Annotated in this window: 28 protein-coding genes, 1 tRNA gene, 1 pseudogene and 1 riboswitch; of the genes and pseudogenes, 17 read left to right on the forward strand and 13 right to left on the reverse strand. The window is 70.5% G+C overall.

Going from position 1 to position 25,668, the window contains the following annotated elements:
• Window positions 1-35 precede the first annotated feature (35 nt).
• The gene (locus tag RLT59_RS25000; RefSeq protein ID WP_311305479.1) at window positions 36-1,346 is read right to left on the reverse strand and encodes a PTS transporter subunit EIIC; all 1,311 of its coding nucleotides are present in this window, start codon (window positions 1,344-1,346) and stop codon (window positions 36-38) included.
• Between the two features lie 221 nt (window positions 1,347-1,567).
• On the opposite strand from RLT59_RS25000, the gene RLT59_RS25005 reads away from it, so the two are divergent.
• From RLT59_RS25005 to rdgB, 4 genes are all read left to right on the forward strand, one after another.
• Window positions 1,568-1,801, forward strand: coding sequence for a PTS sugar transporter subunit IIB (locus tag RLT59_RS25005; RefSeq protein ID WP_037692518.1), 234 nt, complete (start codon window positions 1,568-1,570; stop codon window positions 1,799-1,801).
• 112 nt (window positions 1,802-1,913) lie between these two features.
• Window positions 1,914-2,651, forward strand: coding sequence for a ribonuclease PH (gene rph, locus RLT59_RS25010; protein ID WP_311305480.1), 738 nt, complete (start codon window positions 1,914-1,916; stop codon window positions 2,649-2,651).
• 125 nt (window positions 2,652-2,776) lie between these two features.
• Entirely contained in the window at window positions 2,777-3,169 is a 393-nt protein-coding gene (locus tag RLT59_RS25015) for a DUF8711 family protein (RefSeq protein WP_311305481.1), read from the forward strand.
• Window positions 3,170-3,201: 32 nt separating this feature from the next.
• The gene (gene rdgB / locus RLT59_RS25020; protein WP_311305482.1) at window positions 3,202-3,804 is read left to right on the forward strand and encodes an RdgB/HAM1 family non-canonical purine NTP pyrophosphatase; all 603 of its coding nucleotides are present in this window, start codon (window positions 3,202-3,204) and stop codon (window positions 3,802-3,804) included.
• Window positions 3,805-3,844: 40 nt separating this feature from the next.
• Here the strand turns inward: rdgB and RLT59_RS25025 are convergent.
• From RLT59_RS25025 to bcp, 4 genes are all read right to left on the reverse strand, one after another.
• Window positions 3,845-3,928 (reverse strand) — tRNA-Leu (locus RLT59_RS25025).
• Window positions 3,929-4,798, reverse strand: coding sequence for an HNH endonuclease (locus RLT59_RS25030; protein WP_311305483.1), 870 nt, complete (start codon window positions 4,796-4,798; stop codon window positions 3,929-3,931).
• A 119-nt stretch (window positions 4,799-4,917) separates the two neighbouring features.
• A complete protein-coding gene (proP, locus tag RLT59_RS25035; protein WP_311305484.1) occupies window positions 4,918-6,414 on the reverse strand; it encodes a glycine betaine/L-proline transporter ProP in 1,497 nt (498 codons plus the stop codon).
• 142 nt (window positions 6,415-6,556) lie between these two features.
• Entirely contained in the window at window positions 6,557-7,024 is a 468-nt protein-coding gene (gene bcp, locus RLT59_RS25040; protein ID WP_311305485.1) for a thioredoxin-dependent thiol peroxidase, read from the reverse strand.
• Between the two features lie 127 nt (window positions 7,025-7,151).
• Here bcp and RLT59_RS25045 point away from each other — a divergent pair, with 127 nt between their 5' ends.
• The 3 genes from RLT59_RS25045 to RLT59_RS25055 all read left to right on the forward strand — a co-directional run bounded on the left by RLT59_RS25045 (window position 7,152) and on the right by RLT59_RS25055 (window position 8,335).
• Entirely contained in the window at window positions 7,152-7,472 is a 321-nt protein-coding gene (locus RLT59_RS25045) for a DUF3618 domain-containing protein (RefSeq protein ID WP_311305486.1), read from the forward strand.
• A 46-nt stretch (window positions 7,473-7,518) separates the two neighbouring features.
• Window positions 7,519-7,857, forward strand: coding sequence for a GroES family chaperonin (locus RLT59_RS25050; protein ID WP_031087845.1), 339 nt, complete (start codon window positions 7,519-7,521; stop codon window positions 7,855-7,857).
• Window positions 7,858-7,907: 50 nt separating this feature from the next.
• Window positions 7,908-7,978: riboswitch (guanidine-III (ykkC-III) riboswitch) on the forward strand.
• Window positions 7,979-8,014: 36 nt separating this feature from the next.
• On the forward strand, window positions 8,015-8,335 hold the full coding sequence (locus RLT59_RS25055; RefSeq protein WP_311305487.1) for a DMT family transporter: 321 nt from the start codon (window positions 8,015-8,017) through the stop codon (window positions 8,333-8,335).
• A gap of 35 nt (window positions 8,336-8,370) precedes the next feature.
• Here RLT59_RS25055 and RLT59_RS25060 read toward each other — a convergent pair whose 3' ends face one another.
• On the reverse strand, window positions 8,371-10,803 hold the full coding sequence (locus RLT59_RS25060) for a transglycosylase domain-containing protein (protein WP_311305488.1): 2,433 nt from the start codon (window positions 10,801-10,803) through the stop codon (window positions 8,371-8,373).
• A 174-nt stretch (window positions 10,804-10,977) separates the two neighbouring features.
• Here RLT59_RS25060 and RLT59_RS25065 point away from each other — a divergent pair, with 174 nt between their 5' ends.
• Genes RLT59_RS25065 through RLT59_RS25080 form a run of 4 tightly spaced genes read left to right on the forward strand, consistent with a single transcriptional unit; the run spans window position 10,978 to window position 14,394 of the window.
• Window positions 10,978-11,778 (forward strand): ABC transporter permease, encoded by an 801-nt coding sequence (locus tag RLT59_RS25065; RefSeq protein ID WP_311305489.1) that lies wholly within the window; start codon window positions 10,978-10,980, stop codon window positions 11,776-11,778.
• On the forward strand, window positions 11,771-12,640 hold the full coding sequence (locus RLT59_RS25070) for an ABC transporter permease (protein WP_311305490.1): 870 nt from the start codon (window positions 11,771-11,773) through the stop codon (window positions 12,638-12,640). Before RLT59_RS25065 ends, RLT59_RS25070 begins: the two co-directional genes overlap by 8 nt.
• A 37-nt stretch (window positions 12,641-12,677) precedes the next feature.
• A complete protein-coding gene (locus RLT59_RS25075; protein WP_311305491.1) occupies window positions 12,678-13,685 on the forward strand; it encodes an ABC transporter ATP-binding protein in 1,008 nt (335 codons plus the stop codon).
• Window positions 13,686-13,716: 31 nt separating this feature from the next.
• Window positions 13,717-14,394 carry a DUF1707 SHOCT-like domain-containing protein gene (locus RLT59_RS25080; RefSeq protein ID WP_311307845.1) on the forward strand — a complete coding sequence of 226 codons (678 nt, stop codon included), beginning with the start codon at window positions 13,717-13,719 and terminating at the stop codon, window positions 14,392-14,394.
• A 150-nt stretch (window positions 14,395-14,544) separates the two neighbouring features.
• Here the strand turns inward: RLT59_RS25080 and RLT59_RS25085 are convergent, their stop codons facing one another.
• On the reverse strand, window positions 14,545-15,789 hold the full coding sequence (locus tag RLT59_RS25085; RefSeq protein WP_311305492.1) for an SGNH/GDSL hydrolase family protein: 1,245 nt from the start codon (window positions 15,787-15,789) through the stop codon (window positions 14,545-14,547).
• Between the two features lie 144 nt (window positions 15,790-15,933).
• On the opposite strand from RLT59_RS25085, the gene RLT59_RS25090 reads away from it, so the two are divergent.
• Window positions 15,934-17,310 carry a DUF445 domain-containing protein gene (locus tag RLT59_RS25090; RefSeq protein ID WP_311305493.1) on the forward strand — a complete coding sequence of 459 codons (1,377 nt, stop codon included), beginning with the start codon at window positions 15,934-15,936 and terminating at the stop codon, window positions 17,308-17,310.
• A 209-nt stretch (window positions 17,311-17,519) separates the two neighbouring features.
• On the opposite strand, the gene RLT59_RS25095 is transcribed toward RLT59_RS25090, so the two are convergent.
• Complete coding sequence (locus RLT59_RS25095; RefSeq protein ID WP_311305494.1) at window positions 17,520-17,822, reverse strand: hypothetical protein; 303 nt, start codon at window positions 17,820-17,822, stop codon at window positions 17,520-17,522.
• Window positions 17,823-18,006: 184 nt separating this feature from the next.
• On the opposite strand from RLT59_RS25095, the gene RLT59_RS25100 reads away from it, so the two are divergent.
• On the forward strand, window positions 18,007-19,518 hold the full coding sequence (locus RLT59_RS25100) for an MFS transporter (protein WP_311305495.1): 1,512 nt from the start codon (window positions 18,007-18,009) through the stop codon (window positions 19,516-19,518).
• On the forward strand, window positions 19,515-20,096 hold the full coding sequence (locus RLT59_RS25105; protein WP_311305496.1) for a TetR/AcrR family transcriptional regulator: 582 nt from the start codon (window positions 19,515-19,517) through the stop codon (window positions 20,094-20,096). Before RLT59_RS25100 ends, RLT59_RS25105 begins: the two co-directional genes overlap by 4 nt.
• A 58-nt stretch (window positions 20,097-20,154) precedes the next feature.
• Here the strand turns inward: RLT59_RS25105 and def are convergent, their stop codons facing one another.
• Entirely contained in the window at window positions 20,155-20,814 is a 660-nt protein-coding gene (gene def / locus RLT59_RS25110) for a peptide deformylase (protein WP_311305497.1), read from the reverse strand.
• Window positions 20,815-20,923: 109 nt separating this feature from the next.
• On the opposite strand from def, the gene RLT59_RS25115 reads away from it, so the two are divergent.
• Window positions 20,924-21,511, forward strand: a complete 588-nt coding sequence (locus RLT59_RS25115; RefSeq protein WP_311305498.1) for a winged helix-turn-helix domain-containing protein — start codon at window positions 20,924-20,926, stop codon at window positions 21,509-21,511.
• Here RLT59_RS25115 and RLT59_RS25120 read toward each other — a convergent pair.
• Both RLT59_RS25120 and RLT59_RS25125 read right to left on the reverse strand, forming a co-directional pair.
• On the reverse strand, window positions 21,394-22,020 hold the full coding sequence (locus RLT59_RS25120; RefSeq protein WP_399126052.1) for a GNAT family N-acetyltransferase: 627 nt from the start codon (window positions 22,018-22,020) through the stop codon (window positions 21,394-21,396). The genes RLT59_RS25115 and RLT59_RS25120 overlap by 118 nt on opposite strands.
• 105 nt (window positions 22,021-22,125) lie before the next feature.
• The gene (locus tag RLT59_RS25125) at window positions 22,126-22,479 is read right to left on the reverse strand and encodes a hypothetical protein (RefSeq protein ID WP_311305499.1); all 354 of its coding nucleotides are present in this window, start codon (window positions 22,477-22,479) and stop codon (window positions 22,126-22,128) included.
• A 343-nt stretch (window positions 22,480-22,822) separates the two neighbouring features.
• Here RLT59_RS25125 and RLT59_RS25130 point away from each other — a divergent pair, with 343 nt between their 5' ends.
• Entirely contained in the window at window positions 22,823-23,485 is a 663-nt protein-coding gene (locus RLT59_RS25130) for an acetamidase/formamidase family protein (protein ID WP_311305500.1), read from the forward strand.
• Here the strand turns inward: RLT59_RS25130 and RLT59_RS25135 are convergent.
• Window positions 23,461-23,709 (reverse strand): annotated as a pseudogene (locus RLT59_RS25135) (alpha/beta fold hydrolase); the annotation flags it as partial. The gene RLT59_RS25130 and the pseudogene RLT59_RS25135 overlap by 25 nt on opposite strands.
• 31 nt (window positions 23,710-23,740) lie before the next feature.
• Window positions 23,741-23,917 (reverse strand): HIT family protein, encoded by a 177-nt coding sequence (locus tag RLT59_RS25140; RefSeq protein ID WP_311305501.1) that lies wholly within the window; start codon window positions 23,915-23,917, stop codon window positions 23,741-23,743.
• 222 nt (window positions 23,918-24,139) lie between these two features.
• On the opposite strand from RLT59_RS25140, the gene RLT59_RS25145 reads away from it, so the two are divergent.
• The gene (locus RLT59_RS25145; protein WP_311305502.1) at window positions 24,140-25,660 is read left to right on the forward strand and encodes a hypothetical protein; all 1,521 of its coding nucleotides are present in this window, start codon (window positions 24,140-24,142) and stop codon (window positions 25,658-25,660) included.
• The last annotated feature ends 8 nt before the right edge of the window (window positions 25,661-25,668 follow it).

The following is a 25,668-nucleotide window of genomic DNA, read 5'->3' on the forward strand; positions in this document are numbered from 1 at the left end:
CCTTGGCGGTATGGGCTACAAGCCCTTGCCGGCGGCTACTTCGTGAGGTTGCTCTCGATCTCCTCCTCCACCTCTTCGGGCTCCCGGCCCGGGGTCTGGAGGTTGAACCTGGTGATCGCGAACCGGAAGATCGCGTAGTACACCACGGCGAAGCCCAGGCCGATCGGGATGATCAGCCATGGTTTGGTGGCCAGACTCCAGTTGATGACGTAGTCGATCAGGCCCGCCGAGAAGCTGAAGCCGTCCTTCACCCCGAGCGCCCACGAGAGCGCCATCGACACACCCGTCAGCACCGCGTGGATCGCGTACAGCACGGGCGCGACGAACAGGAACGAGTACTCGATCGGCTCCGTGATTCCCGTCACGAACGACGTCAGACCGACCGAGACCATCATTCCGCCGACCGCCTTGCGGCGATGCGGCTTCGCGCAGTGGTAGATCGCCAGCGCGGCCGCCGGCAGGGCGAACATCATGATCGGGAAGAACCCGGTGGTGAACTGGCCGGCCGTCGGGTCGCCCGCCAGGAACCGGTTGATGTCACCGTGCACGACCGTCCCGTCCGGCTTCGTGAAGTCACCGAACTGGAACCAGACGAACGTGTTCAGGAACTGGTGCATACCGATCACCAGCAAGGCGCGGTTGGCCACACCGAAGATGCCGGAGCCCAGCCAGTCCAGGTCCACCAGCCACTTCGAGAAGCTCGTCAGACCGTCACCGATCGGCTGCCACAGCCACGCGCACAGCGCCGCGAACAGCAGACCGACGAAGGCCATGATGATCGGGACGAGACGCCGGCCGTTGAAGAAGCCCAGCCAGTCCACCAGCTTGACCCGGTGGAACCGCTGCCAGAACCAGGCCGCCATCAGCCCCATCACGATCCCGCCGAACACCCCCGGGTTCTGGTAAGCGGCTGCCGTCACCTGCGCGTCATCCGTGACACACGTGCCGAACCAGACCCCGCCGGAGACGAACGTCGAACCCGCGTCGCAGTCCACCGGGAAGGCGTGCAGCACCGCGTAGTAGACGAGGAAGCCCGTCACCGCGGCCAGCGCCGTCGAACCGTCCGCCTTCTTCGCCATGCCGATCGCCACACCGACGCAGAACAGCAGCGGAAGGCCGAGCCCCGAATCCAGCAGCGCGCCACCGGCCGCCGCGAACACCTTGGCGAGGTTGGTCCAGCCCAGACCGTCGTCACCGAACACGTCCGGCTGGCCGAGCCGGTTGAGGATGCCCGCCGCGGGCAGCACGGCGATCGGCAGCTGAAGGCTGCGCCCCATCTTCTGCAGGCCCTGGAACAGACCGTTCCACCACCGCTTCTGTGGGATCGCTGCGCTGCTGGAGCTCATCGGGGTCCTCCTGGAACAAGGCACAATTGGGGGCTGTTGCACACTGGTGTAGACCAGTTGCGGTACGGTGCGGAACCGCCCGGAAGACAGGGCACCGATGATCGTCATCATTGGCGATGGCTCGACTGCCCGCCCGCGAAGTTGGGCCAACCGTGCGTTACCGTGACGAAACGGACCCATGGTGGGCCGTCACATGTACGTGAAGAACCAGGGAGAAGGCCATGGCCAGCAAGGCTGAGAAGATCGTCGCCGGGCTCGGCGGAATCGACAACATCGAAGAGATCGAAGGCTGCATCACCCGCCTCCGTACCGAGGTCATCGACCCGAGCAAGGTCGACGAAGCCGCGCTCAAGGCCGCAGGCGCCCACGGCGTCGTCAAGATGGGCACCGCGATCCAGGTCGTCATCGGCACCGACGCCGACCCCATCGCCGCCGACATCGAAGACATGATGTGACCCACCGCTGAACCACCCGGGCCCTGGCCCGAGCCCCGCAGGCCCCGCCCATCAGGTCGGGGCCTGCGGCGTGCGCACGACCGCACTCCACCCGCCGGATAGGCTTCCGCCCATGTCTCGTATCGACGGCCGCACCCCCGACCAGCTCCGCCCCGTCACCATCGAACGCGGATGGAGCAAGCACGCCGAAGGATCCGTACTCATCTCCTTCGGCGACACCAAAGTCTTCTGCACCGCCTCCGTCACCGAAGGCGTCCCGCGCTGGCGCAAGGGCAGCGGCGAAGGCTGGGTCACCGCCGAGTACTCCATGCTGCCCCGCTCCACCAACACCCGCGGCGACCGCGAATCCGTACGCGGCAAGATCGGCGGCCGCACCCACGAGATCAGCCGCCTCATCGGCCGCTCGCTGCGCGCCGTCATCGACTACAAGGCCCTCGGCGAGAACACCATCGTCCTGGACTGCGACGTACTCCAGGCCGACGGCGGCACCCGCACCGCCGCCATCACCGGCGCCTACGTCGCCCTCGCGGACGCGATCACCTGGGCCCAGGGCAAGAAGATCATCAAGCACGGCCGCAAGCCGCTGACCGGCACGGTCTCCGCCATCAGCGTCGGCATCGTCGACGGCACCCCCCTCCTCGACCTCTGCTACGAGGAGGACGTCCGCGCCGAGACCGACATGAACGTCGTCTGCACCGGCGACGGCCGCTTCGTCGAGGTCCAGGGCACCGCGGAGGCCGAGCCCTTCGACCGGGGTGAACTGAACGCCCTCCTCGACCTCGCCACCGCCGGCTGCGTCGACCTCGCCGCGTTCCAGAACGACGCACTGGCCCGCACCCTCGGCGCCTGAGGAGCTGTCCGGCCGGTCAGGTAAAGAAGCAACCAAGTCCCCACGCACAGCGTCGATACGAGTACGGGCGCACGGGTCGAACCGTGCGCCCGTACTCGTATCCGCACCCGGGGAGGGACCACACCATGGCCGCGCGCCACCGACGCCACCGCATCGCACTGGCCATCAGCACCGCAACGCTCACCGTCACCGCCGCCACCGGCTGCGGCGCCCTCGACAAGACGCTCGACTGCGTCCGTACCGCCGACGCCATCGCCACCAGCGTCAACAACCTCCAGCAGGCCGTCTCCAACGCCTCCAGCGACCCCACCCAGGCCTCCGAGTCCCTGGACGAGATCGAGAAGGAGCTCGGCAACCTCAGCGACAAGACCGACAACGCCGATCTGGTCAAGGCCGTCGACGACCTCCGGGACGGCGTCGGCAACGTCCGCGACTCCATCGACAAGGACGACGCCACCCCCGACATCACCCCGGTCACCGACGCGGCCAAGGAGATCGGCAAGGTCTGCACCCCGTAAGCCGCGCTCCCGGTGGCGGCGATAATCGAGCCATGACCCGCCTCATCCTCGCCACCCGCAACGCCGGGAAGATCACCGAACTCCACGCGATCCTCGCCGACGCGGGCCTCACCCATGAACTCGTCGGCGCGGACGCGTACCCCGAGATCCCCGACGTCAAGGAGACCGGCGTCACCTTCGCCGAGAACGCCCTCCTCAAGGCCCACGCCCTCGCCCGGGCCACCGGCCACCCCGCCATCGCGGACGACTCCGGCCTCTGCGTCGACGTACTCGGCGGCGCCCCCGGCATCTTCTCCGCCCGCTGGTCCGGCACCCACGGCGACGACCTGGCCAACCTGGACCTGCTCCTGGCCCAGCTCTCCGACATCGACGCCCCGCACCGCGCCGCCCACTTCGCCTGCGCCGCCGCCCTCGCACTCCCCGACGGCACGGAACGCGTGGTCGAGGGCCGCCTGCCCGGCACCCTGCGCCACACCCCGTCCGGCACCCACGGCTTCGGCTACGACCCGATCCTCCAGCCGGACGGCGAGACCCGCACCTGCGCGGAACTGACCCCGGCGGAGAAGAACGCGATCAGCCACCGAGGCCTGGCGTTCCGCGCCCTGGTGCCGGTGGTGCGGGAGCTGGTGGGGTGAGCATGCGGATGGGCCGCCCCTGAGGGCGGCCCATCTGTTGTGCGGCCGGTGGGATTCGAACCCACACAGGATTTCTCCCAGATGCCCCTAAAACACCCGCCGATACCAGTTTGGCTACGGCCGCTCACGTGGATCCATCGTAACGGGCGGGGGTGTTCGTGGCACAGACAGGCCGCCACTCCGAGACGTGGAGTCGGCTGTCTTCCTCCGGCACCAGGTTTCCGTAAGCGCGTGGCAGTTCGGGCAGGTAGCGAAGGTTCTCTGCCCGGTTGTCGAGCCAATCGCCATTGACGTGGTCGATCTGAAGCGTGAAGGAACGCTTCAGCCATTTGCCCCGATTCCCACAGGAATCACAGCGGTACACGATTCCGATCTCCTGCAGGGCCTGGTGAAGCCTGTCCCTCTTCGTGCGTCCTGATCCCTGCGGTTTGACTACCAGGGTCGTCGGTGCGACCGCCTTCGGCTCGCGTACCTGGGTCGAAGCCCAGGAACGTCGCGTGAAATGGCTTGTGTCGAGCTTCAGCTGAAGGACTTTGCGTCGCGCGCGGCGGTGGTTGGAGTCCTTTACCTCAAGGCCGAGTGCACGCATGACGTCCGCGTAGCTGCTGGCTCGCGGAACGGCGTCCCGCAGGGCGGCCTCTGGGATTGCGAGGCGCGCATTACGGAAGTGCGAGGTATCGATTCCCGCGGCTGCGATGCGGCGGCTGATGTGGGAGAGCGTGCCACTGGCGGGTGGTGCACCGAGTTCGGTGACGACTTCGCGTAGCGACGAAGAGGACGCGACGGCCGCTGCAATGGCCACGTCCGGGTACTTCTGCCACGGGCTGCGCTTCTTGAAGTGGGACGTATCCAGACCGTGTTCGGCCACCTTCCCCTGCAGCACGCGTCGCTGGCCCCCACTCTTCTTGAGTCCGAGCCGACTCATCAGGTCCGTCCAGTTCTTCGCCTCGGCGATGGCCCTGGCGAGCCGCTCCCGCTCGTACTGACCCGGCACGTTCCCCTCCGCATCCGGCCGCACGTTCGCAGCCTCGTACGGAACAACGAACCGTTTATCGGAGGGTCACGTCCGATGTCCGACAAGATGCGGGACGGGCCATTCCCGAAGGTGAAGGGTCAGAACTTCGGGTCCGGGGTCTGGTTCGCGACCAGTTCTTCCATCTCCTCGCTCGTCTCCACCGAGGGCGGCGAGCCGTCCAGCGGCTTGTTGGCCGTTTCCTTCATGCAGGCCACCGCGATGACGCCGACCACGGCCGCGCCCATCGCGTAGTACGCCGGCATCAGGTTGGTGCCCGAGACGCTGATCAGGGCCGTGATGACGAACGGGGTCGTGCCGCCGAAGATCGACGCCGACAGGTTGTAGCCCACCGACAGGGAGCCGTAGCGGACCTGGGTGGGGAACAGGGCCGGGAGGGCGGCGGACATCGTGCCGAGCATGCAGACCAGGGAGAGGCCCAGCATCAGCATGCCGAGCGCGACGGCCGGGATGCTGCCCTGCCGGATGAGCAGGAACGCGGGGAGGGAGAAGACGAGGAAGCCGAGCATGCCCGTCATCAGGAGCGGCTTGCGGCCGAAGTGGTCGGAGAGCTTGCCGACCTGGCTGATGATCAGCATCAGGAAGACCATGACGCCGAGCAGGATGAGCAGTCCGTGGGTCTCGCTGTAGCCGAGCTCGTCGGAGAGGTACGTCGGCATGTACGACAGCAGCATGTAGTCGGTGATGTTGTACGCGCCGACCAGGCAGATGCAGAGGATCAGCGTCGGCCAGTAGTCGCGGAAGATCTTGGCGAGGTCGCCCTTCGCGGTCACCTCGACGCCGTCCGCCGCCTCCGTGGCGTGTGCCGTGCCGCCCTCCAGCTTCTGGAAGGCGGGGGTCTCGTCGAGGCGCAGCCGCAGGTAGAGGCCTACGAGGCCGAGCGGGCCGGCGACGAGGAAGGGGATGCGCCAGCCCCATGTCTCCATCTGGCCGGTGTCCAGGAGCGCGTAGAGCAGGGTGACCAGGCCGGAGGCGCCCACGTACCCGGCGAGCGTGCCGAATTCGAGGAAGCTGCCGAAGTAGCCGCGTCGCTTGTCGGGGGCGTACTCGGCGATGAACGTGGAGGCGCCGCCGTACTCGCCGCCCGTCGAGAAGCCCTGGAGCATCCGGAAGAAGATCAGCAGGACCGGGGCCCAGACGCCGATGGAGGCGTGGGAGGGGATGAGGCCGATCGCGAAGGTGCCGATCGCCATCATGATCATGGTGAGGGCGAGGATCTTCTTGCGGCCGACCTTGTCACCCATGGGCCCGAAGAACATGCCACCGAGGGGGCGCACCAGGAAGGCGACCGCGAAGGTCGCGAAGGAGGAGAGGAGCTGGGTGGTGTCACTCCCCGACGGGAAGAAGACGTGGCCCAGCGTGGCGGCCATGTAGGAGTAGATGCCGAAGTCGAACCACTCCATGGCGTTGCCGAGCGAGGCCGCCTTCACGGCGCGCTTGACCGCCTGGTCGTCGGTGATGGTGATATCCGTCCGCCGCAGCTTGGGGTTCTGCCGCTTGCGGATGGCCCGGAAGAGGGCGGGATGGCGTTTGACCGCTTCGGGGTCGGCCGCCTGATGGGGGTCGGAGGCCGCCATGGCCGGGTCCTTTCCTCGGTGGGTGTTCCAGGGAAGGCTTCTGCGCGGTCATGGCGGTCGCAAACCGAATCGGCGGGGGATTGGGATGTCCATCACATTTTTTCGGCCATTCGGCCCAATCCCCGGCTGCTGGATGCGGTCGTCAGATCCCGAGGTCCCTGATGATCTTCGCGACGTGGCCGGTGGCCTTGACGTTGTAGAAGGCGTGCTCGATCTTGCCCTCTTCGTCGACGACGATCGTGGAGCGGATGACGCCCGTCACCGTTTTGCCGTAGAGCTTCTTCTCGCCGAAGGCGCCGTAGGCCTCCAGGGTCTCCTTGGCCGGGTCACCGACGAGCGTGACCTTGAGGTTCTCCTTCTCGCGGAACTTGGCGAGCTTCTCGGGCTTGTCGGGGGAGACGCCGATGACGTCGTATCCGGCACCGGCCAGCAGGTCGAGGTTGTCGGTGAAGTCGCAGGCCTGCTTGGTGCAGCCGGGGGTAAGAGCCGCCGGGTAGAAGTAGACGATGACTTTGCGGCCCTTGTGGTCCGCGAGCGAGACGTCGTTCCCGTCGGCGTCCGGGAGGGTGAAGGCAGGGGCGGTGTCGCCGGGCTGGAGTCGCTCGCTCATGGTTCTCCTCGTTGGTACGTGGGGTGTACGGGACCGAGAGTAATAGGGGTGCCGCCGGGTGCGGGGGCGGCCGAGCTGACAGACTGTCGATGAAGGTTTACCGGACGAGGACCACGGAGGCGGCGCGGTGTCGGATGCCAGGAGCCCTGCGCAGATCGAGGCGGACATCATCACCAGGCGCGAGCAGCTCGCGGTGGTGCTCGATGAGATCGGGGTGCGGGTGCACCCGAAGACGATCATCGGTGACGCGAAGGCGAAGGCCGCGGAGGCCGTGGACCGGACGGCCGGGCGGGCGTTCGTCGCGGTGAACCGGACGGTCTCCGACGTGAAGGCCCAGTTCGTCACGGAGGAGGGCGCGCCCCGGCTGGAGCGGGTGATTCCGGCGGCGCTGCTCGCGGTGGGTGTGGTCGGGCTGCTGACGGTGTCCTCGCGGCGGAAGAAGCGTTGAGCCCCGAGGGCGCGGGGTGGCGTCGCGGCCAGGTAGGTTGCGGGGTGTGAGCGAGAACACCGACGACAAGCTGCCCATCCGGATGCTGCACGACCGTGTGCTGGTCCGGTCCGATTCGCCCGAGGGCGAGCGGCGTTCCGGCGGCGGCATCCTGATTCCGGCGACGGCCGCGGTCGGCCGCCGTCTGGCGTGGGCCGTGGTGGTGGCCGTGGGGCAGAACGTGCGGACGGTGGAGCCGGGGGACCGGGTGCTGTACGACCCCGAGGACCGTGCCGAGGTCGAGGTGCGGGGTGTGGCGTACGTGCTGATGCGGGAGCGGGATCTGCACGCGGTGGCGGCGGACCGCTTCGAGGGCTCGGTGGATTCGACCGGCTTGTATCTGTAGCCCCGAGTGGCGGTGCGCGAGGCCTGGTGACGGTTGTCACCAGGCCTTTTGCCTGTCCTTTGCTAGGGTGGTGGGACCCCGACGAGACGCGCCGTACCGGGCTTCGCAAAGACGACGCACCGTGTTGTTCGCGTGTTCTGTCGTCGGAGGTTCTGTCATGGCGTGGGTTCTGCTGGTGATCGCCGGTCTGCTGGAAGTGGCCTGGTCGATCGGGATGAAGTACACCGAGGGGTTCACCCGGCTGTGGCCGAGTGTGTTCACGGGCCTCGGGATCGTGGCGAGCATGATGCTGCTGTCCCATGCGGCGCGGACGCTGCCCATCGGTACGGCGTACGGGGTCTGGGTGGGTATCGGTGCGGCCGGTGCCGCGGTGCTGGGCATGGTGGTGCTGCACGAGCCGGTGACGGCGGCCCGGATCTTCTTCGTGTGTCTGCTGCTGGTGGCCGTCGTGGGGCTGAAGGCGACCTCGGGTCACTGACGGGCCGGGTTCCGGACCGCAGCCGCGGCTGCCTCTCAGAGGCGGCCGGGGGCGCGGGTGCCCCGGGCGCCTTCCAGCAGGCCGCCGGTGGTGCCCGCGCCGTTGTCCGCCCCGCCGTTCTCCCCGCCGCCGCTGTCGCCGCCTGCGGTGTCCGTGCCGCCGTCGGCCCCGCCGTCGGCCCCGCCGTCCGTCCCCCCTGTGCCGCCGTCCGTGCCGCCCGCGGTGTCGGTGCCGCCGTTCGGGGTGCCGGTGGTGGCGGGCGGGCTCTCCGGGGTGGACGGGGTGGTGGGCGGCGTGCTGGACGGGGTGTTCGAGCTGGTGCCGGACGGGGTGCGGGACGGCTGACCGGTGTCGCCGGGTGCGCTGCTCCGCGTACTGGGCAGTTCGGTTTCGTCGGTGCCGCTCTCCAGGTCGAGCGTGAAGTTCTTGACGGGGGTGCCGCGCAGGGCGGCTCCGGTGTACTGGGCCCAGGTCTCCGCGGGGGCGCCGCCGCCGTTGATGCGGGGCAGCCCGAGCGCGCCGTAGAGCGGTTTCTGTACGCCGGTGGTGGGGTCCTGGCCCATGACGGCGATGACGGTGGCGAGTTCGGGGGTGTAGCCGGCGAACCAGGCGGCCTTGTCCTCCTCCGCGGTGCCGGTCTTGCCGGCGGCGGGGCGGCCCGCGCCCTGGGCGGCGGTTCCGGTGCCGCCGTCGACGACGCTCCGCAGGATCGAGGTGGTGGTGTCGGCCGCCTCGCGGCTGACGGCCTGTCTGGTGCTGCGGTCCGGGAGCTTGACCGCCGTACCGTCCTTGGTGACCTTGTCGACGAGGACATGGGCGCCGTGCCTGCCGTGGCCGGCGAGGGTGGCGTAGGCGTCGGTCATGTCCAGGACGCTGGCGGTGGCGGGGCCGAGCGCGATCGACGGGGACGCCGTGAGGTCGGGGGTGTCCTTGGGGATGCCGAGGTCGACGGCGGTCTGGCGGACCTTGCCGGGGCCGACGTCCTCGGCCATCTGGGCGTAGACGGCGTTGACGGACTTGTCGGTGGCGGCGCTGACGGTGATGGGCCCGTAGCTGACGTCGTCCTCGTTGGCGGGGGAGTAGCCGGTGGGTCCGTCGGGGCCCTGGACCATGCGCTTGTTGGTGCCGTCGTAGATGGTGGTGGGGGTGATGCGCCGGCCGTCCTGGGTGGTGGAGCCGCCCGCGACGGCGGAGGTGAAGACGAACGGCTTGAACGTGGAGCCGACCTGGTAGTCGGTGCGGGTCGCGTTGTTGACGTACTGCCGGGTGTAGTCGATGCCGCCGTACATGGCGACGACGCGGCCGGTCGCGGGGTCGATGGAGGCGCCGCCGACGCGGACGTTGCGGTCGGCCTTGTTCTGTTTGCTGGTCTTGGACATGACGTTGTCGTCGACGGCTTCGACGAGGGCGTCCTGTTTCTTCCTCTCCAGCGTGGTGGTGATCCGGTAGCCGCGGGTGGCGAGGGTCTTCTCGTCGAGGATGTCGTTGCGGACGAGGTAGTCCTCGACGGCCTGAACGATGTAGCCGCGCTGTCCGGAGAGGCTGTTGGCGGGCTTGACCCGGCCCGGCGGGGGGAAGGTCATCGCGGCGCGTTCGCCGGCCCCGAGCCAGTCCTCCTTGACCATGCCGTCGAGTACGTAGTTCCAGCGGGCGACGGCGGCGCTCTTGTTCTCCGGGTGGGTGATGACGTCGTACGCGCTGGGCGCGTTGAGCAGGGAGGCGAGGTAGGCGCCCTCGGCGGTGGTGATGTCGCCGATGTCCTTGCTGTAGTAGGCCTGGGCGGCGGCCTGGATGCCGTAGGCGTTGCGGCCGAAGTAGCTGGTGTTGAGGTAGCCCTCGAAGATCTTGTTCTTGGATTCCTCGCGGTTGAGCTTGATCGCGATGAAGAACTCCTTGATCTTGCGGCCGACGGTCTGTTCCTGGCCCAGGTAGTAGTTCTTGACGTACTGCTGCGTGATGGTCGATCCGCCCTGTTTGCCCTTGCCGGTGAGGGTGTTCCAGCCGGCCCGGAACATCGCCTTGATGTCGACGGCGCGTTCGGAGTAGAAATCGCGGTCCTCGGCGGCGAGGACCGCCTGCTGGACCGTGCGGGGGACCTGGGCGAGCTTGATGTTCTCCCGGTTGACCTCGCCGTCGCGGGCGATGACGCTGCCGTCCTCGTAGAGGTAGACGTTGGACTGGGCGGTGGCACTGGCGTTGGCGGAGGGGATGTCGACGAGCTGGTACCCGGCGATGAAGCCGCCGATCAGGACCAGGGCGACGAGGAGGATGGCGCCGAGCACCATCCGCCAGGTGGGGACGGCGCGGCGCCAGCCCTTGCGTTTGGGGCGCTTGGGCTTCTTCTGCTTTCCCGCGCCTTCGACGGGGGTGCCCTGGTTCGCGGGGGCGGCGGCGTCGGCAGGCAGGTCTCTGGGGGTCCAGCCCCTGCGGTCGGGGTCCCCGTTCTGCTGCTGTGGCTCGTCGCTCATGTCGGTGCAGACTCCTCGGCCGCGGTCAGTTCCCCCATAGTGCCCTTTTCTCCGGTATAACCACCGGATCTGTCCCCGAAAAGCGGTCGCGGCGGCCGGCCCGGCTGGACTAGGCTCGTGCGCTTTGGTGCCGAATGCCGGGCGGCGTCACAGACAGCGGGGGGTGGGGGTGCGGTGCGGCTCTATGCGGTGGTGGCGGCGGGCGGGTTCCGGCGCTATGCCACGTACCGGATCGCGACGGTCGCGGGGGTCTTCACCAACACCGTCTTCGGTTTCATCATGGCGTACACGTATGTGGCCCTGTGGGACGAGCGTCCGCAGCTCGGCGGCTACGACATGCCGCAGGCGCTCACGTACGTGTGGCTGGGGCAGGCGCTGCTGATGACGTGCGCGATGATGGGCGGCGGCTTCGAGGACGAGCTGATGGAGCGGATCCGTACCGGCGATGTCGCGGTCGACCTCTACCGGCCGATCGACCTCCAACTGTGGTGGCTGGCCGGGGATCTGGGGCGTGCCGCGTTCCACCTGCTGGGGCGCGGCATCGTGCCGATGCTGCTGGGCTCCATGGCCTTCGAGCTGGCGCTGCCCACGTCGCCGGGGATCTGGCCGGCGTTCCTGGTCTCCGTGGCGCTGGGGGTGGTGGTGAGTTTCGCGATCCGCTATCTGGTGGCGCTGTCCGCGTTCTGGCTGATGGACGGGGCGGGGGCGGCGCAGATCGCGTTCCTGGCGGGGATGTTCTTCTCCGGGCTGCTGCTGCCGCTGAACCTGTTCCCGGGGCTGCTGGGCGAGGTGGCGCGGGCGTTGCCGTGGTCGGCGCTGCTCCAGGTGCCGGCCGATGTGCTCCTGGGCAAGCGCACGGGCTGGAGCCTGGTGCGCGCGTACGGGTTCCAGGCGGGCTGGGCGCTGGCGCTGCTGCTCCTCGGGCGGCTGATGCAGTCGGCGGCGACGCGGAGGGTGGTGGTCCAGGGTGGCTGAGGCGCTGGAGACGGCAGTGGCGGAGCCGCCCGTCGCGGTGTTCGAGCCCCGGTCGCGGGTGGTCGAGGGGGTCAGGGCGTACGGGCTGATCGCCGCGATGTGGCTGCGCTCGACGATGGCGTACCGGGCGTCGTTCGTGATGACGGCGTTCGGCAACTTCGCGGCGACGGCGTTCGACTTCGTCGCGATCATGCTGATGTTCTCGCACGTGGATGTGCTGGGCGGTTACACGCTGCCGGAGATCGCCCTGCTGTACGGGGCCGCGGGCACCGCGTTCGGCCTCGCGGATCTGGTGATGGGCTCGATGGACCGGCTCGGCCGGCGTGTGCGGGACGGGACACTGGACACCTTGCTGGTGCGGCCGGTTCCGGTGATGGCGCAGGTGGCGGCGGACCGGTTCGCGCTGCGCAGGCTGGGGCGGATCACACAGGGGGTGCTGGTGCTGGGCTATGCGCTGGTGACCCTGGACATCGACTGGACCGTCACGAGGGTGCTGATGGTGCCGCTGATGCTGCTGAGCGGGGCGGCGATCTTCGGGGCGGTGTTCGTGGCGGGGGCGGCGTTCCAGTTCTTCGCGCAGGACGCCTCCGAGGTGCAGAACTCCTTCACGTACGGCGGCAACACGCTGCTCCAGTACCCGCCGACGGTCTTCGCGAAGGACCTGGTGCGGGGGGTCACGTTCGTCGTGCCGCTGGCCTTCGTGAACTGGCTGCCGGCCCTGTACGTGCTGGGCCGGCCGTATCCGCTGGACCTGCCGGACTGGGTGGCGTTCCTGCCGCCGGTGGTGGCGGCGCTGTGCTGGGCGGTCGCGGGTCTGGCCTGGCGGGCGGGGCTGCGGGCGTACCGGAGTACGGGAAGTTGACGGAAACGGAATACGGGCGCGAAGGAGCGACACGAGTATGGACGACACGGACTTCATCGAGCTCGACGGCGTCGAGAAGGTCTTCGACGTCCGCCGCAGGACGGGCTTCCTGCGCAGCGAACGCCGCGAGGTGCGGGCCGTCGACGGCATCAGCTTCCGGGTGGAGCGCGGTGAGATGGTCGGCTACATCGGCCCGAACGGCGCGGGGAAGTCCACGACGATCAAGATGCTGACGGGCATCCTCACCCCGAGCGGCGGCTCGCTGCGGGTGGCGGGCATCGACCCTTCGCGGGAGCGTACGAGGCTGGCGCACCGGATCGGCGTGGTCTTCGGGCAGCGCACCACGCTCTGGTGGGACCTGCCGCTGCGCGACTCGTACCGGCTGGTCCACCGGATGTACCGGGTCCCCGACGCCCGCTTCCGGGCCAACCTGGAGCGGTGCGTCGAACTCCTGGACCTGGCAGAGCTGTTGGACGTACCGGTGCGGCAGCTGTCGCTCGGGCAGCGGATGCGCGGCGACATCGCGGCAGCTCTGCTGCACGATCCGGAGGTGCTGTACCTGGACGAGCCGACGATCGGCCTGGATGTGGTGTCCAAGGCCAAGGTCCGTTCATTCCTGCGGGACTTGAACGCGGAGCGCGGTACGACGGTGCTGCTCACCACGCACGATCTGACCGACATCGAGCAGCTGTGCAAGCGGGTGATGGTGATCGACCACGGTCGGCTGATGTACGACGGTGCGCTCGAAGGGCTGCACGAGGTGGGGGAGAGCGAGCGGACGCTGGTGGTCGACCTGGAGCGTGAACTCCCGCCGATCAGGCTGGAGTCGGAGCCCTCGGTGCGCACGGTGAAGGTGGAGGGGGTGCGGCAGTGGCTGGCGTTCCCGGCGTCCGCGTCGGCGGCCCCGCTGGTAGCCCGGATCGCCGCGGACTATCCGCTGATGGACCTGTCGGTGCGGGAACCGGACATCGAGGCCGTGATCGCGAAGATGTACGCGTCGGCCACCGGTCATTGGGTCGGTGACGGGAGCGGACGCGTTCAATAGGCTGCGCGCTATGAGTAGCGAACTTCCGGACATGCGTGCCTCCGACGCCGAGCGTGAACGCATCGCCGAGATCCTGCGCGAGGCGGTGGCCGAGGGCCGGCTGGAGATGGAGGAGTTCGAGCAGCGCCTCGATGCGGCCTACAAGGCCCGCACACACGGGGAGTTGGAACCGATCGTCCGCGACCTTCCGGCCGTGGGTGCGGCGGTGGCGCCGGTGGCCGCGGGGCAGCCCCGAACCGGTTCGATGGCCCGCTGGCCGGACCGGGTGGGCAAGCCCGCGACGTCGGGCGGTGCCTTCGCGTTCTGGGGCGGGTTCCGCCGCCGGGGCAACTGGACGGTCGGCCGGAAGTTCACCGCGTTCGCGATGTGGGGCGGCGGTGAGATCGATCTGCGCGAGGCGAACTTCGAGGACCGTGAGGTGGTCATCCGCTGCTTCGCGATCATGGGCGGTATGCAGGTGACGGTCCCGCCGGACCTGAATGTCGAGGTCCGGGGCATCGGCGTGATGGGCGGCTTCGGGGAGAACACGAAGGACGAGGGCGTTCCGGCCCCCGACTCCCCCCGGGTACGGGTCACCGGCTTCGCGCTGATGGGCGGCGTCGGCGTGGAGCGCAAGCGGAGCAAGGCGGAGAAGCAGCGGCTGCGGGAGGCCGAGCGCTCGCGCGGCCGGCTGGAGAAGGGCGACGGGGGCGGGGGGAAGGGCAAGTAACCCCGGCAGCCGCAGCGTTCGCCCTGGCCCGGTCCCGGCTTCCGCCCCGCCCCGGCGCCTGCTCCGCGCAGCCCTGGCGCCCCGCCCCTGTCTCGCTGTGCCGCCCCCGTCCCGCTGCCCCGCCGTCCCCCCGTCCCGACGCCCCGTCCCTCAGAGCGCGTCGGACGACGGCCGGACGTTCACCAGGTTGGTCAGGTTCACCAGGGAGCCCAGGCGCTGGTAGCCCGCGTCGTTCAGGTGGAGGTGATCGCCGCAGTCGTAGGCGGGGTTCAGCCGGTACGGGTGGCCCGGGTCGCGCATGTCGCGGTCGAAGTCCAGGACCTGGTCGAAGACCCCGCCGGCCCGGATCGTCTCGTTGACCCGGGTGCGGACGGCGTCCTGGGCGGGGGTCCAGCTGCGGTAGCCGTCGTACGGCATCAGGGTCGCGCCGACGACCCGCATCCCGCGTGCGTGGGCCCGCTGCGTCATGCCGCGCAGGGCGTCCGTGATCCGCTGCGGGTCCGTCTGCTGGGGGAAGCCCTGCACGTCGTTGACGCCGAGGGCGATGATGACGGTCTTCGCGCCGCTGATGTCCAGCACATCGCGCTGGAAGCGGTCCAGGGCGCGGGGTCCGATGCCGTCGCGCAGGATGCGGTTGCCGCCGATGCCCTGGTTCACCACCGCGTAGCGGCCGTTCAGCCGGTCGGAGAGGACATCGGGCCAGCGGGTGTTCGCGTCGGTGGTGGAGCCGGTCCCCGCGGTGAGGGAGTCACCGAGCGCGACGACGGTTCCGGTGGCGGTCGTGCTGCGTACGTCCACGGCGGTGAGGTAGCGCCAGGTGGTGCTCCGCCAGGTGCCCTTCTCGGTCTCCACGTACGAGCTCTGGTGGCTGTTGGGGTGCGCGGTGACCGGGCCGCTCGCGTGGGGGGTGCGCAGGGTGACGACGAGGTCGGCGTCGGCGGTGACCGGGACGACGACGGGGTCGCTGACGATCTTCGCGCCCGCGGCGACGGTGGTGGCCGGGGCGCCGCGGAACGTCACCGGGCGGGTGTTCACGGTGACGTTGTCGATCAGCAGCGGCCGCGTACCGAAGAGGTTGGAGAGGGTGACACGGGCCGCGTTGCCACCGATGCTGGTGTGAACGACGTTGCGGATGGTGCGGTGGGTCAGGTCCTGGTCGTGGTTCGGGTCGGGAGCCCCGAGGACCGGTGCGGCCGCCCAGGTGGCGAGCCAGAGCCCGGCGGAGCGGGCCGGGGCCGCGGGCGGCCGGCCCGTGCTCTGCGGCGCGGCGGACGCGGAGGCCTTCGCCCGGGGCCCGGAGAACAGCATCGAGCCGGCGAACGCCACGACGGCGGCGAGCGCGGCGGTGCCGGTCACGAGAGCTATGAGCAGGGCGTACCCCTGGCGCCTGGGCATGGGCGGTCTTTCTCCTCTGTTCGTGGGCCGGTTCCATGATGCGGCAGGGCGCGGGGAACTCAACGTGCGGCCCGGGAGTAGGTCGGGTAAGGACAATGCGTACGGGGCGTCGGGGGACGATGCGTACGCGGACGGGTGGAGTGGATGGAACAGATCGAAGGCAGCGGACCCGGCGAGCGGGAGGCCGGTGCGCGGGCGGGCGAGAGCGGGGGCGCGGGGGCCGGGGGCGCGGGCAGCCGCGGCCCGGCCTCCCTGGCCTCGTTCTCGTACACCGCCGCGGACGAGGAGAAGCGGCGCGGCGTACGGCGGATGAAGACCACGGCCACGGGCCTCCTTCTGCTGGTCGCGCTGGTGTACGTCCTCGCCACCTGGGCGAAGAACGAGGGGGTGGGCGGCTGGCCGGGCTTCGTCGCCGCGGCCGCCGAGGCGGGCATGGTGGGTGCGCTGGCCGACTGGTTTGCCGTCACGGCGCTCTTCAAGCGTCCGCTCGGCCTGCCGATTCCGCACACCGCCATCATTCCCACGAAGAAGGACCAGCTTGGAGCCTCACTCGGTTCCTTCGTCGGCGAGAACTTTCTGGCGGGCGATGTCGTACGGGACCGGATCCACTCCCTCGGCATCGGCGGGCGGCTCGGTGCGTGGCTCGCGGAACCGGCCCACGCGGACCGGGTCACGGCCGAGCTGTCGACCACGCTGCGCGGTGCGCTGACGGTGCTGCGTGACTCGGATGTGCAGGCCGTGGTGGGTGAGGCGATCACCCGGCGGGCGAACGCGGCGGAGATCGGGCCGGGCCTCGGCAAGATGCTGGAGAAGGTCGTCGCGGACGGCGGCCACCGCAAGGTGGTGGACCTGGTGTGTGTCCGGGCTCACGACTGGCTGGTGCTGCACGGCGACTCGGTGATGGACGCGGTGCAGGGCGGTGCGCCGGGCTGGACCCCTCGGTTCGTGGACAAGCGGGTGGGGGAGCGGGTCTACAAGGAGCTGCTGCGCTTCCTGACGGAGATGCGCGACATGCCGGGGCACCCGGCGCGCGGCTCGATCGACACGTTCCTGACGGACTTCGCGGCCGACCTCCAGACGGACTCGGAGACCCGGGAGCGGGTGGAGCGGCTGAAGTCGGAGGTGCTGGGGCGCGGCGAGGTGCAGGACGTCATCGCGTCCGCCTGGTCCTCGGTCCGCACGATGGTCATCGCGGCGGCCGAGGACGAGCAGAGCGAACTGCGGCTGCGCGCCCGCGCCTCCCTGATGTCCCTGGGCGCCCGCCTGGCGACGGACGGCCGCCTCCAGGCGAAGCTGGAGGGCTGGCTGGAGGACGCGGCGGTGTACGTCGTGACGACGTACCGGACGGAGATCACGTCGCTGATCAGCGACACGGTGGCCGGCTGGGACGCGGACCAGACATCGAAGAAGATCGAGGCGCACATCGGCCGCGACCTGCAGTTCATCCGCATCAACGGCACGGTGGTGGGCGCGCTGGCCGGCCTGGCGATCTACACGGTCTCCCGAGCCCTGGGCGGCTGACCCGGACGAGGCGACTCAAGCCGGTCCGGCGGCGGCTCGGGCGCGTCCGTCGGTCACATCGGGCTGGTCCGGCGGCTCGGGTACGTCCGCCGGCCAAATCAAGCCCGTCCGGCGATTGAGGACAACCGGCCACCCGGACGCACCCGGGGCTCACCCGCGCCTCGCCCGATCCCCCCGGGGCCCCGGGCGCCGCCCGCCCCGCCCCGGGATCAGGCCGCGCGCCGCGTAACCGCCCAGGACGCGGCGGCCACCGTGCCCGCCACGGCGAAGACCGCGGGCCAGGCGCCGATCCGCTTGGCGAGCGGGTGCGACCCGGCGAAGGCGGCGACGTACGCGGTGGTCAGCCCGACGGCCGCGCGCATCCCCGCCTGCCGGTTCCACTCGTACGCCGCCGCCGTGCCCGCCGCGGCGAGGGGGACGCCGCCCAGCGGCCGCTTCCTGGTCCACCGCGCCACCGCGTAGCCGCCGACCAGCCCGCTCGCCGCCACTGCCGTTGCCGGAATCCTCGCCATCGCGGCCACCTTCACCTTCGCGTCCGTCGTCCGGTGCCGCTTCTCGGGCCCGGATCCCGGATCCGAGGCTAACGCGGCTTTCCGGCGTCCCGTCGCCGAGGGGGTGTACGTGCGTTTACCCTAGGACTCCGGGGGTGAACGTAAGTACACCCCTGTCTCGCCGCCGAGCCTCGTACGGAGAGCCATGCCCGCGGACATACCCGTCCCAGCCGATCCCGCCACCCCCGCCGTCCAGGCCCCGCACCCCCGCTTCGCCGTCGGCGTGCTGGCGTTCTGCGGTGTCGTGGTCGCGGTCATGCAGACGATCGTCGTACCGCTGCTGCCGCACATCCCCGAGCTGACCGGCGCCACCCCCGCCGCCGCGAGCTGGCTGGTCACCGTCACGCTCCTCACCGGTGCGGTCTTCACCCCGGTCCTGGGCCGGGTCGGTGACATGTACGGGAAGCGGCGGGTGCTCGTCGCCTCGCTCGCGGTGCTGGTGGTGGGCTCCGTGCTCTGCGCGGTCAGCTCGCACATCGGGGTCCTGATCACCGGCCGCGCCCTCCAGGGTGCGGCGATCGCCGTCGTACCGCTGGGCATCAGCATCCTGCGCGACGAGCTCCCGCCCGAGCGCGTCCTGTCCGCCGTCGCGCTGATGAGCTCCACCCTCGGGATCGGCGCGGCCGTCGGCCTGCCGGTCGCCGCCGTGGTCATCGAGAACTTCGAATGGCACACGATGTTCTGGGTCTCCGGCGTGATCGGGCTCATCGACATCGCGCTGGTGCTGCGCTGTGTGCCGGAATCCCCGCTGCGCAGCCGGGGCCGCTTCGACGCCGTCGGCGCGCTGGGCCTGTCCGCCGCGCTGGTCTGCCTGCTGCTCGCGGTCACCCAGGGCGCCGACTGGGGCTGGGGATCGGTCCGGACGGTGGGCCTGCTCGTGACGGCCGTCGTGGTGGCGCTGCTCTGGGGCGCGTACGAGCTCCGCGTCGCGACGCCCATGGTCGACCTGCGGGTCTCCGCCCGCCCGGCCGTACTGCTCACCAACATCGCCGCCCTGCTGATCGGTTTCGCGTTCTACGCGAACTCGCTGGTGACCGCCCAGATGGTGCAGGAGCCGAAGGCCACCGGCTACGGGCTCGGCGCCTCGCTCGTCGTCAGCGGCCTGTGCCTGCTGCCCGGTGGTGTGGCGATGGTGGCGCTCTCGCCCGTCTCGGCGCGGATCTCCGCCAAGCGCGGCCCGAAGGTCAGTCTGGCGCTGGCGGCCGGGATCATCGCCGTCGGTTACGGGGCGCGCTACTTCACCAGCCACAGCCTGTGGCTGATCGTCGCCGGAGCCACCGTCGTCGCCTCTGGTACGGCCATCGCCTACTCGGCCCTGCCCGCACTCGTGATGCGCGGGGTCCCGGTCAGTGAGACCGGGGCGGCCAACGGTCTGAACACCCTCATGCGGTCGATCGGACAGGCCTTCTGCAGTGCGACGGTGGCCGCCGTCCTGGCCAACATCACGTTCCAGGCAGGAGGACGTACGGCCCCGACCCTCCACGCGTACCAGTCGGTCTTCGTGATCGCGGCGGGGGCGGCGCTCGCCGCGCTGGCCGTCACGCTGTTCCTGCCGGGCCAACGGCAGGCCGGGGCGGGTACGGCCGGGGAGAGCCGCAAGGCGTCGGGCATCCGCGAGGACGGTGTACGGACAGCACAGATCCAGGAGGGCGCATGACCGGCGGCCAGGCCCCCACCGCACCGGTCACCGGGTCCGCGGACGCGGGCACCGGACGGAGCGCGATCCTGCGCGCGGCCCGGCGGGCGTTCACCCAGCGCCCGTACGCGGAGGTGACGATCCGCCAGATCGCGGCGGACGCCGGGGTCAGCCCGGCCCTGGTGGTCAAGCACTTCGGCCGCAAGGAGGAGCTGTTCAACACCGTGGCCGACTTCGGCCCGGCCGCCTCCGAACTGTTCGACGCCCCGCTCACCCGGCTGGGCCGCCACCTGGTCGTCACCCTGGTGACCCGGCGCCGCGAGTTCAACTCGGACCCGCTCCTGCGCGTGGTGTTCTCCCTCGGCAACCAGGACGAACGCTCGCTGCTGCGCGACCGGTTCCACGAACAGGTCACCGACGTACTGACCGCCCGGCTCTCCGGCCCCGACCGGGCACTGCGCGCCGAGCTGCTGGTCGGCCACCTGCTCGGCCTCGGCGCCACCATCAGCCTGCACCGCGAGGGAGCCGGCGCCCTGGCCACCCCGGAACACATCGCGGACCTCTACGCACCCGCGCTCCAGAAGCTGATCACGGGCTGAGCGGTCCGGGGCAGGGCCCGCCCGGGTCCGGGCCATCCGGCCTGGTCGGCCCCCGGGGTCACTTGCCCAGCTTCGCCGCGAGCGCGGCGCGCCGGGCGAACGTCTCCTCCTTGGCGGCGTCCATCTCGCGCAGGGCCGTCTTCCGGTCCCGCTGGGCGAGCCGGTCCAGATAAAGGTGGCCGCGCAGGTGGTCCGTCTCGTGCTGGAGGCAGCGGGCGAAGTAGCCCCGGCCTTCGATGACCAGCGGATTGCCGTCCTTGTCCCGGCCGCGTACGACGGTACGGTCCAGCCTCGCCACCATCCGGTAGGGGCCCGGGACGGACAGGCACCCCTCGGACTCCTCGACCAGCCTGCGCTGCTCGGGCGGCACCTCGTCCAGGACGGGATTGGCGATGTGCCCGACATGGCGCACCCCCCAGTCGTCCGTGATGTCCCACATGAACAGCCGCAGGTCCACATCGACCTGGTTGGCGGCGAGCCCGGCGCCCTCCGCCACCTGGTTGGTGGCGAACATGTCGTCGACCAGCCGGGAGAGTTCGGGGGTGCCGAACTCGGTGACCTCCCGGCACGGGCGGCGCAGGATCTCCTCCCCGACGACGGTGATCCGGCGCACCGAGCCCCGTTCGGACTCCGGCGCGAACCGGGGATAGGAGTCGACGGGTACGCCCTGCACACGTACCCGGCGGTCCTGCGAGGTGTCATCGAACCGAGCGGCCATGGGGATGATCAACGCCTTCCGCGCACGAGGGAGTCGGCCGGGGGACGGCCTGGGCGGCCGGGGGCGGCCGGTTTGACCGAACGCTTTGCAAAGTAGCACCCTTTGCAAAATGAGCGATGAAAAGCGTCAAGCCGGGTCCACGGGGCCGCTGCCGTACGGGGCCCGCAAACCGCTCCCGGACCACCCCGTCCGGGTAGCCCTGCTCGACCTGCTCGCGGAGGCCGGCACGGTGACGTCCACCGAGGCCGCCGCCCGCCTGGGCCACAGCTCCGGGCTCTGTTCCTTCCACCTGCGCCAACTCGCCGCGCACGGCGTCATCGAGGAGGCCCCGCACGAGGGCGGCCGGGTGCGGCCGTGGCGGCTGCGCTGGGAGACCTCCCGTGAGCCGGGGCAGGAGGGGACGGCTGAGTTCGACGCGCTCGCACGTGGGCTGGAGGACGAGAGCTACCAGCACTGGCTGAGCCACCGCGACCGGTCGCCGGCCGAGTGGCGGCAGGACGAATCGTTCAGTGCCGTCGTCCGTCTCACCCCGGCGGAGATGGCCGAACTCGCTTCATCGGTACGTGAATTGCTGGCTGTCTACCGCGAGCGCGAGGACCACCCGGAGGCTCGCCCCGCGGACGCCGTGGCCGTGGCGGCGGTCACCAGACTGTTCCCCCTGCTGGCCGACAACCCCGGCCGCCCGCACTCGACCTGACGGCTACTCCGCGCCGGTATCCGTATCCGCGCGGACCCGTCCGTCAGCTCCAGCTCGGCCACCACCTGGTCGCCGCTGAGCTCACCGGTCGCCCGGAATCCGAGCTTCCGGTAGAACCTCTCGGGTCCGTGCTCGCCGGGCACGTACGAAACGGTCGTACGTGTCTGCCCGCGCCGGCGCAGCTCGTCGTTGACGGCCTCCACCGCGAACCGTCCGTAGCCCCGGGTCTGCTGTCCGGCGGCGATGTCCAGCCGCCAGAGCCCGGAGCGCGGCCGGTCGTCCGGCTCGCCGGGGTGGAAACGCACGTCGAGGAAGGCCATCACGAAGCCGACGATCCGCTCGTCGTCGACGATCAGCCGGGGCCACGCGGTCTCGGGCGAGGCGTACGCCTGGGCCAGGGACCAGGCGACCGGCTTCACGAGTCCGTCCTGGTCGGGGCGGACCCGCAGGGCGCAGGCATCCTCGACGTTGTCGGACGTGACCGTGACGAGGCGGGGTGGGGAAGGCATCCCCGCAAGCTACCGGCGCGGCCGGATACCCGCCCGCGAATATCGGCCGCCCCAGCTTGCTCCTCCCTGCCGCCCCGCCTCGTTCCGCCCGGCCCCGGAGCCGGATCAGCTGAAGACGACCGACCGGAGCTTGAGCCGGCTGGAGGCGTGGCCGCCGTCGGGCCGCAGGGTGTAGTAGGCGCCGTCGCAGTCCGGGCCGGTGAAGACCGTGGCGGTCGCACCGGTGTTGTTCCAGGGCGTGTCGGCGGGGTCCGAGGTGTTCCGGTCGGCCACTCCCGGCAGGGTGACGCACTCCCGGCTGGGCGGGTCGAGCAGCACGACCGCCTGCCGGTGCCCCGACGTGGTCGTGTATGTGTACGCGAACTGGCCCTCGGCCGCAGCCGCGTTCGCGGCGCCGGGAAGGCTGACGATGAGCGCGAGCGCGCCGAGGGCGGCGGCCGCAGTGCTACGAAGTCGCATGGTGGAGGCACTCCTTGTGGGGTTCGACGTGCGGCCCGTCGCACGGTTCGACCGGGACCGGACCGCAACGAAGCAAGATCGTTCCGGCCGGAGTCTGGCCCGGCAGCGGCCCCGCCGGACCGCGGATTCACTCGCACGCGGGACGTGCTCACCCGAACGGGAACCGCCTCATGGGCCTGCCTTCGGCCATGTGGGTCACGCGGAGGGACGGACCGCATCGGACCGGCTGTGTTGTGCAACCCGCACGGCCACGCCGGGATCGGCGGTGCCGTGCGGACGGCAGCCCCCGCCGGCCACCGCACGCATCGCACCGAACCCGACCTGGAGGCCCCGCCGTTCATGAGTGGCTTCAGCATCCACCGCGGACAGGTGCACCACGCCTGGGACCGGACGGTCAAGCCCGTCGCCACACTCGCCCCCCGGCGAAGAGGCGGTCCTGGAGTTCCAGGACGCGAGCGGCGGCCAGCTGGCCGCCGGATCGACCCCCGCAGACCTTTCCGAGCTCGACTTCGGCACCCTCAACCCCGTCACCGGCCCCCTGTACGTGGCCGGGGCCGAGCCCGGCGACGCGCTGGTCGTCGACATCCTCGACGTACAGGTGGGGGAGTGGGGCTGGACGGCCTGCCTGCCCGGGTTCGGGCTGCTCACCGACGACTTCCCCGACCCGTACCTGCGCATCTCGACGATCACCGACGGCCATGCCGAACTGCTGCCCGGACTGCGGATCCCGGTGGTGCCGATGATCGGGACGATCGGCGTCGCCCCGCCGGAGCCCGGACCGCACTCGGTCATCCCGCCCCGCCGCTGGGGCGGCGACATGGACATCCGCCACATCGGCCCCGGCGCCCGGCTCATCCTGCCCGTCGCGGTGCCGGGAGCGCTGCTCTCGGCGGGCGACGCGCACGCCGCGATGGGCGACGGCGAGGTCTGCGGTACGGGCATCGAGACGCGGGCGACCGTGCGGCTGCGGGTGGCCATGGCCACGGCGACGACGTCCGAGACATAGGCGGCGCGGGAGACATCCTGCGGGCGGCGTTCGGCGGCGCCGTGCCCGCGTTGATCGACCGCGACGATCCGCAGTCCGGGGCTCAGGGACCGGGTCACGGCGTCCCATTCTCCGGCGTGGCCCGCCAGCCCGTGCAGCAGGATGACGGGCTGCCCCGGCCCGCCCCGGTCCCGGCAGACCAGCCGGACACCGTCCCGCGTCACCGTGCGCTCGGACCAGGACATACGGGGGCCTCCTGGGCTTGGGGGGGCGGGTTCACACCGGGCTCGGCACCAGGCGCCGAGCACACCGGGCCCGGCAGACAACCAGCAGGTGGCCCGGGTTCACGGGCTGGAGATCCATGAAGGCGAGCACCGACTCGTCCTCGTGGACCACGTCGGCATCCGTCCGGCCGCGCACGAGCGAGCGGAACACGCATCCGCCGTCCGTCACAGAGACCCCTCCGGCCCCGAAGTCCGAGCCCCAATCAGTAGATCGGGAGCGTCGGCCGGTCCGCAGACGAATTATCGTTCCGGTTTGTCCTTTGAGGTCCAATACACATAGATTTCCGCCACGTTGTGCGCCAGCTGTTCCTTCTCGGGACGCTGTTCGCCCCTGGAACGTGGTCGAGCGGCAGCGCGGCCCGTCATCCTCGGCTGGGAGGGCTCCGCCCACATGTCCGGAACCGTCGACCGGTGGACCACAGCACTGCGCGGAGCCTGGAGGGACGGCACACTGTGGCCGTGGTGCCTGGCGGCCGTCGCGGCGGTCTGCGGCTACGCCGTGGCAACCGTCTTTCACCCCGGGTACCTCAGTGCGGACAGCAACACCCAGCTGTGGCAGGCGCTGGGGGACGAGCCGGTGAACGACTGGCACCCCCCGGTGATGGCGCTCCTGTGGCGCGTCCTCATCCGGATCACGGGGGACTTCTCGGCCATGGCCGCGCTGCAGGCCGCGGTGCTGTGGGGGACGTTGTGGGTCCTCGCCCGGCTGGTGTGGAGGAGCTCTGGCAGCCGGGCGCTCTCCCTCGCGGTGCTGGCCGTGGGCTTCGCGCCGCACATCATGAACTTCACGGGAGTGGTGTGGAAGGACGTGCACCTGGCGTACGCGCTCCTCGCCGTGTTCGCGATCGCGCTCACCGTGCGTGAGCTGCCGCGCGAACGGGTCGTGAGCCGCTGGGCCCTTCTGGTCGCGGGCCTGCTGTTCCTTGCGTACGCCGCCCTCGTACGCAAGAACGGTGTCCCGGCCGTGATCCCGGTCTTCGCCCTCCTTGCGCTCGCCGCGTGGCCCGCCCCCGGCCGGCGCCGCTGGCTGGCCGCCACCGGTGTATTCGCCGCTGTCGTGATCGCCTGCGGGGCCGGTGTGTCCGCGGCCACCACCCCGCTGGCCACCCGCGTGTACGCGGTGATCCCGGTGGACGACCTCGCGCACGTACTGACCCCGGACCAGATGCGGTCGGCGGCGGAACAGGCGCACACGGGGCCGGACCTGCGGGACCGCCTGGTCGCCACCGCGGTGAACTGCCGGAAACGGAACATCGCCTCGGACGCGTACCTGCAGTGCTTCCCGCACACCAAGCCGTTCGACGTCACCTACCTGGACCGGCACGCCGATGCCATCGTCCGGATGTGGGCGCAGCAGATGCCGCGCCACTGGAAGGGCTACGCCGAGTACCGGGGCCGGGTCTTCACCAAACTGCTCTTCCAGAGCAACCAGACCTTCTGGAACGGCACCCGTGCCAATGCCGGCGCCCGACTGCACCCCCTGGTGCGGAAGCAACCACTGAACGACACGCTGAGGTTCGCTCTGCGGAACTACGTGAGCGGCTTCACCCGCGATCTGCCGATGCTCTTCCAGGGCTGGTTCTGGCTGGCCGTCTCGCTGGTGCTCGTGCTGCGCCGCCGCTGGGCGGGTCCCTACTCCCGGGAACTCCGGCTCCTCGGGGCGAGTTCGCTCCTGTACATCCTCGCGTACCTGCCCACGGCGCCCGAGTCCAACTACCGGTACGTGTACTGGCCCGCGCTCTCCGGGACCGTAGCCCTCGCGCTCATCGCGACCGGTTTCGTGGCACGTCGCCGCGCGGCAGCGGACCGCCCGGCCGCTGTGCCGGACGACCGGCTCGTGGTGCCACCGGCCGGCCGCGCGCCCGACACCGCGCCGGCAGGGCCGCGCGAGGGCGCCGAGGCCCCCCTCTGACCGCCCGG

Origin of the sequence: Streptomyces sp. ITFR-6, from assembly GCF_031844725.1 — a bacterium.
Lineage (GTDB): Bacteria > Actinomycetota > Actinomycetes > Streptomycetales > Streptomycetaceae > Streptomyces.

Excerpts from the sequence above, each read along its gene's own strand:
- RLT59_RS25000 (WP_311305479.1), bottom strand. The coding sequence starts at position 1,346 with ATGAGCTCCAGCAGCGCAGCGATCCCACAGAAGCGGTGGTGGAACGGT.
- RLT59_RS25005 (WP_037692518.1), top strand. The coding sequence starts at position 1,568 with ATGGCCAGCAAGGCTGAGAAGATCGTCGCCGGGCTCGGCGGAATCGAC.
- rph (WP_311305480.1), top strand. The coding sequence starts at position 1,914 with ATGTCTCGTATCGACGGCCGCACCCCCGACCAGCTCCGCCCCGTCACC.
- RLT59_RS25015 (WP_311305481.1), top strand. The coding sequence starts at position 2,777 with ATGGCCGCGCGCCACCGACGCCACCGCATCGCACTGGCCATCAGCACC.
- rdgB (WP_311305482.1), top strand. The coding sequence starts at position 3,202 with ATGACCCGCCTCATCCTCGCCACCCGCAACGCCGGGAAGATCACCGAA.
- proP (WP_311305484.1), bottom strand. The coding sequence starts at position 6,414 with ATGGCGGCCTCCGACCCCCATCAGGCGGCCGACCCCGAAGCGGTCAAA.
- bcp (WP_311305485.1), bottom strand. The coding sequence starts at position 7,024 with ATGAGCGAGCGACTCCAGCCCGGCGACACCGCCCCTGCCTTCACCCTC.
- RLT59_RS25055 (WP_311305487.1), top strand. The coding sequence starts at position 8,015 with ATGGCGTGGGTTCTGCTGGTGATCGCCGGTCTGCTGGAAGTGGCCTGG.
- RLT59_RS25060 (WP_311305488.1), bottom strand. The coding sequence starts at position 10,803 with ATGAGCGACGAGCCACAGCAGCAGAACGGGGACCCCGACCGCAGGGGC.
- RLT59_RS25075 (WP_311305491.1), top strand. The coding sequence starts at position 12,678 with ATGGACGACACGGACTTCATCGAGCTCGACGGCGTCGAGAAGGTCTTC.
- RLT59_RS25080 (WP_311307845.1), top strand. The coding sequence starts at position 13,717 with ATGCGTGCCTCCGACGCCGAGCGTGAACGCATCGCCGAGATCCTGCGC.
- RLT59_RS25085 (WP_311305492.1), bottom strand. The coding sequence starts at position 15,789 with ATGCCCAGGCGCCAGGGGTACGCCCTGCTCATAGCTCTCGTGACCGGC.
- RLT59_RS25090 (WP_311305493.1), top strand. The coding sequence starts at position 15,934 with ATGGAACAGATCGAAGGCAGCGGACCCGGCGAGCGGGAGGCCGGTGCG.
- RLT59_RS25095 (WP_311305494.1), bottom strand. The coding sequence starts at position 17,822 with ATGGCGAGGATTCCGGCAACGGCAGTGGCGGCGAGCGGGCTGGTCGGC.
- RLT59_RS25100 (WP_311305495.1), top strand. The coding sequence starts at position 18,007 with ATGCCCGCGGACATACCCGTCCCAGCCGATCCCGCCACCCCCGCCGTC.
- RLT59_RS25105 (WP_311305496.1), top strand. The coding sequence starts at position 19,515 with ATGACCGGCGGCCAGGCCCCCACCGCACCGGTCACCGGGTCCGCGGAC.
- def (WP_311305497.1), bottom strand. The coding sequence starts at position 20,814 with ATGGCCGCTCGGTTCGATGACACCTCGCAGGACCGCCGGGTACGTGTG.
- RLT59_RS25115 (WP_311305498.1), top strand. The coding sequence starts at position 20,924 with ATGAGCGATGAAAAGCGTCAAGCCGGGTCCACGGGGCCGCTGCCGTAC.
- RLT59_RS25120 (WP_399126052.1), bottom strand. The coding sequence starts at position 22,020 with ATGCCTTCCCCACCCCGCCTCGTCACGGTCACGTCCGACAACGTCGAG.
- RLT59_RS25125 (WP_311305499.1), bottom strand. The coding sequence starts at position 22,479 with ATGCGACTTCGTAGCACTGCGGCCGCCGCCCTCGGCGCGCTCGCGCTC.
- RLT59_RS25145 (WP_311305502.1), top strand. The coding sequence starts at position 24,140 with ATGTCCGGAACCGTCGACCGGTGGACCACAGCACTGCGCGGAGCCTGG.